Source organism: Natroniella acetigena (assembly GCF_023227745.1).
Classification (GTDB): Bacteria; Bacillota; Halanaerobiia; order Halobacteroidales; family Halobacteroidaceae; genus Natroniella; species Natroniella acetigena.
The window spans coordinates 1-4,737 of the sequence record NZ_JALKBX010000092.1 but is presented as its reverse complement, the minus strand read 5'-3'; the positions used below and the strand labels follow the sequence as shown (position 1 = coordinate 4,737).

At 30.3% G+C, this 4,737-nt stretch carries 5 protein-coding genes; all 5 read left to right on the top strand.

Annotated features, from left to right (window positions below):
- Nucleotides 1–6 precede the first annotated feature (6 nt).
- On the top strand, nt 7–138 hold the full coding sequence (locus MWH25_RS13235) for an aspartyl-phosphate phosphatase Spo0E family protein (RefSeq protein WP_428832833.1): 132 nt from the start codon (nt 7–9) through the stop codon (nt 136–138).
- Nucleotides 139–307: 169 nt separating this feature from the next.
- Nucleotides 308–1,477: an ATP-grasp domain-containing protein gene (locus tag MWH25_RS12515; RefSeq protein WP_248627988.1), complete on the top strand. Its 1,170-nt coding sequence runs from the start codon at nt 308–310 to the stop codon at nt 1,475–1,477.
- A gap of 452 nt (nt 1,478–1,929) precedes the next feature.
- Nucleotides 1,930–2,106, top strand: coding sequence for a hypothetical protein (locus MWH25_RS12510; RefSeq protein WP_248627987.1), 177 nt, complete (start codon nt 1,930–1,932; stop codon nt 2,104–2,106).
- Between the two features lie 243 nt (nt 2,107–2,349).
- Entirely contained in the window at nt 2,350–3,273 is a 924-nt protein-coding gene (locus MWH25_RS12505; protein WP_248627986.1) for a HaeIII family restriction endonuclease, read from the top strand.
- A 96-nt stretch (nt 3,274–3,369) separates the two neighbouring features.
- The gene (locus tag MWH25_RS12500) at nt 3,370–4,413 is read left to right on the top strand and encodes a DNA cytosine methyltransferase (protein WP_248627985.1); all 1,044 of its coding nucleotides are present in this window, start codon (nt 3,370–3,372) and stop codon (nt 4,411–4,413) included.
- Nucleotides 4,414–4,737 lie beyond the last annotated feature (324 nt).

The window sequence follows — 4,737 nt, the reverse complement described above, 5'->3', positions numbered from 1 at the left end:
GAATTTTTGCGGAGAAGGATGGCTAAAGAGGCTGAAGGTAAGGATTTATTAGATGAAGGTGTACAGGCTGTTAGTCGGAAATTAGATAAGAAGATTGTTGAAATGATGAAACGAGATAACTTGTTGGCCAGTTCTTAATAGAGCTGGTTTTTTCTTTATGTAAATTTTGGTTTAAGTTTTAGGAAAGATGTAGTAAAATAGTATTAATAATGTCTTTTGATGGTCAATATTGTGCGTGAAGATTAAGTTATCTGAAATTGAATATTTAGTATATTATTTTTAACAAATACTAGAAAGGATGATTATAGTGTTAATATTAGATAAACCATATGTATCAGATTTTTTAGAAGATACAATATTAAAATTAAATTTGCCTGTTTTGAAAAATGAAGCTACGGAAGAATTTGAATTGAATGAGAACATTAATTTTTTAGGAGAAAAAGAATTTGTTAATAGAGTTAAGAATGGAAAAAAATTAATTTATAGTAATTCAGAGAATCCAATTGATTGGATAACTAATAATTTATCTTTTACTGATTTGCCTGAAAAGATTGATGTTTTTAAGGATAAATTTAAATTCCGCAAATTATTAAGAGATATGTATCCTGATTTTTATTTTAAAGAAATAAGTTTTGAGAAATTAGATAAAATAAATATAGATGAAATTGAAATGCCTTTTATTATTAAACCATCAGTTGGATTTTTTAGTATGGGAGTTTATCAAGTCAATAGTGCTTTAGAGTGGGAAAAGGTTAGGAAAAAATTAAAAAAAGAAGTTAATAATATGGGAGATAATTATCCAGAAGAAGTGATAAATACAAATAAATTTATTATAGAAGAAAATATAGAAGGAAAAGAATTTGCGATTGATCTTTATTATAATAATGAAGGAAAACCAGTGATTTTAAATATTTTAGAGCATATTTTTTCTTCGGGAGAAGATGTAAATGATAGAGTTTACATAACTTCTAAAAAAATAATAGAAAAGTATCATAATTTATTCTTAGATTTTTTAAGTGAAATGGGGAAATTAATAAATTTAAATGGATTTCCAATGCATATAGAATTTAGGGTTGATAATGATGGGAATATAGTTCCTATCGAAGTAAATCCGATGAGATTTGCAGGTTGGTGTACAACAGATGTAGCTTATTATGCTTATGAAATAAATGTATATGAGTATTTTTTCAAGCAGAAAGAACCCAGCTGGGAAAAGATACTTAAAAATAAAGAAGATAAAATTTATAGTATTGTTGTTGCAGATTTACCTAATGATATAAATTCTAATGATATTATAGGAATTAATTATGAAAAGTTTAGTTCTTATTTTGAAAACCCTTTAGAAATGAGAAGAATAGATTATAATAAATATGGAGTTTTTGCTTTTCTATTTGCGGAAACAAGTTCTGATAACTGGGGAGAGTTAGAAAAAATATTAAGATCAGACTTAAAAGAATACTTGAAATTTAAAAATTAAGATAAGTGTTTAACCAAAATATTGAACTTCAGATAAACCAGTTAATAGCGGCTAAGAAAAATTTAAATCCTTTCGAAAAATCCCTGGAAGCAAAATGAGAATAGATGAGAAATTCTGTGAGATTTCTCATCATCTCAAATGTTGTCCCTCAAGTACCCCTCCCCCCAAAATAATGGCACCTTTTTTGGCTCGGTGGTTATGCGAGCCTGTCCGCAAAGGGAGTTGATGGGTAGGGGGTTTGGGGGGAGGGATTTGAGGGAAAAGATGGTTTTGCTGGAGGGGATTTTTAAACATTAGCCGATTGGGTTGTTAAATCTTTTCTAAAAATTAAAGCCTGGCCCGGTTGAAGGAGTGGAAAGCAGTATAGATACCGGGTGCTGACTTGTTCTTTAGTCAGCTTGTAGCTATGCTGTCTTGGAGCGACTGAAATGGGGCCATCGTAATTAGGGATAGTGGTACTGAGTGATTGTGTCAGTACTACTATCCCGTTTGTTTTTGGTATTGGCCAACCCCAAACATCTAGTCAGATCTTAAATAGATCTGGCTTTTTTCTTTTCGGGCCAAGTTTGTGCCAATCTTGGCAGTTGGCTGCCTTAGATATTGTTGCAGATGTTGGCCAAATCTATTGATGTTATTTATTATTGCAATTTAGAAATTACAAATTGTCTAAGATTACTTTTTATTAAAGAATTTAAACGAGGTTTCATTAAATCATCTTCAGAGGGATTCTTATTTGTATAAATAAAAGATAGAATATATGAAGGTAAAAAGCAATTTTACATATAAGTACTATTAATGGAAGCTTAATATATTGTTTTCTATTTTCATTAAATGGCTAAAGGAGATAATAAAATTAAGAAGGAGGAATTTTTATGAGTCCTACTCCTGCCCAAAGGGGTTATGCATTTGAATATGCAAATATTAGATCAGCTTTAGATGTTTTTAATTGTGAGGCTACTCCTGAAACAATTGATTGGTGTAAAACCAAGGGAGAAAAGTACTTTAATAAGCTACCTAAAACTATGGCAAAAGAAATGGAAACTGCAAGTATTGAATTAATGAATTTTTTTGAAAATTTAGATGATGATATATTTGATTGCATTTTTGTAGAAAAAACTGGAGAAAAGAGTGGAAAAAAAGATGTAACAGACATAAGATTTTTTAATGAAAAGAGAGATAAAGAAGTAGGAATTTCTTTAAAATCAAATCACGATGCTGCTAGACATCAAAGAGTTAGTCCAAGGATAGATATTGGGGAAGAATGGCTTGGAGTACCTGCGGATGAGCAATATTGGAATGATATAAGGGATACTTTTAATAATTTAGAAGAATATTGTGACCGAAATGATATAATTAAATTTAAAGAACTAGGAGATAAAAAGAATGAATTATTATATAAGCCCGCGTGTGATGCAGTAGCAAATTATCTAAATAGAGCCTTTAATAAATATGGTGAAAAAGTGATGAAGAACCTAATCATTTATTTAGTTGGTGAAAAAGACTTTTATAAAGCTAAAGCAAATTTTAATAAGAAAAGATTAGTTGTGAAGTCTTATAATTTACGTGGTGAATTAAATGCTGGAGAACAATTACCTCTTCCTACTAATTGTCTAGAAGTTTCAGCTGCTAAAAGTAGTAGAGGGACTCCAAATAGAGTTCGTATTATTTTAGATAATGGGTGGAACATTAATATGAGAATACATACTGCTAGTAGTAAAGTTGAATCTTCTTTGAAATTTGATACTCAATTAATAGATAGTCCAGCTGAAAGGTGGGAAAAAAAGATAAGTTTATAAATTGTCTTTTCTCTTATTTTTAAAAGCTTTGCATTTTAAAAATAAAAGTGTTACTATAACAATATGCTAATAATATGCTGAAAGAGGAGGGGGATTATGACAACAAACAATAATCCAAAAGAAGAAATAGATGTTGTTTCATTATTTGCTGGCTGTGGAGGATTAGATCTGGGATTTAGACAAGCTGGCTTTAATGTCGGTTGGGCCAATGAATATAATGAAAAAATTAAAGAAACTTATGAATACAATCATCCTGGTACAAAGTTGGATACTAGATCAATTGTTGATATTGAATCAGAAGAAATTCCTGAGGCTGATGGAATAATAGGAGGCCCACCATGTCAATCTTGGAGTATCGCTGGTTCACTAGGTGGGATTGATGATAATCGGGGAAAACTTTTTTATGAATATATCAGGGTCTTAAGGGATAAAAAACCTAAATTCTTTTTGGCAGAGAATGTACCTGGAATTACATATAAAAATAATATAGATGAATTTAAAGAGATACTGAATTTGATGAAGAGTATTGGATACAAGGTTGAATATAAAAAGATTAATGTAGCAGATTATGGTGTTTGTCAAACAAGAAAGAGGGTCTTTATTATTGGTTATAGAGAGGATTTAGATTTGAAGTTTGATTTTGATAAATTAGAATCAACAGCTAAAAAGACTTTACGGGAAACTATCGGAGATTTACCTGAACCTGTATCTGCTAAAGATAAGAATTACACTAATGGTGATCAGTTAGAGATCAATGGTCATGAATATTATATAGGTGGATTTTCTTCCAGATATATGTCAAGAAATAGAAGGCGGGGTTGGGATGAACAAGCATATACAGTTGAGGCTAGTGGTCGTCATGCCAAAATTCATCCTGCAGCAAAACCAATGGTTAAAGTGAAAAGAGATAAATGGGAATTTCAATGTAATAATTATAGACGCTTATCCATTAGAGAATCAGCTAGAATCCAATCATTTCCCGATGATTTTAAGTTTTTCTATGAAAAACTCAATGATGGATATAAGATGGTGGGTAATGCTGTTCCAGTTAAAATGGCAAAAATTTTAGCTAAACAAATAAAAGAAGATTTAAGTGTTGTACAAGCTGATAAAGAACGTAGTAAACAGATTGCTATTTAATAAGCTATTTGTGTTAGTATAAATTCATGGACAGATTAACACCTAGTCAGATCTTAAAAAGATCTGTCTTTTTTCTTTTCGGGCCAACTTTGTGCCAATCTTAGGAGTTGGCTGTCTTAGATATTGTGTATAATAATTGCAGATATTGGCCCGTTATTATAAGTTGATTTACACTAGGGTAGCAGTTTTTAAGAAGGACAGGTTATAAATAATTTTTTATGTTATATTGGGACTTGACAAAAAAATATATTATTTAGGTTCTTCCTCGATTTTTGTGAAAAATAAATTAGCTGACATACCTAATATCAACCTATATGAAAATTA

Bases quoted from the DNA above. Each gene is read 5' to 3' on its own strand.
- MWH25_RS12500 (WP_248627985.1), top strand. From the start codon at position 3,370: ATGACAACAAACAATAATCCAAAAGAAGAAATAGATGTTGTTTCATTA.
- MWH25_RS12505 (WP_248627986.1), top strand. From the start codon at position 2,350: ATGAGTCCTACTCCTGCCCAAAGGGGTTATGCATTTGAATATGCAAAT.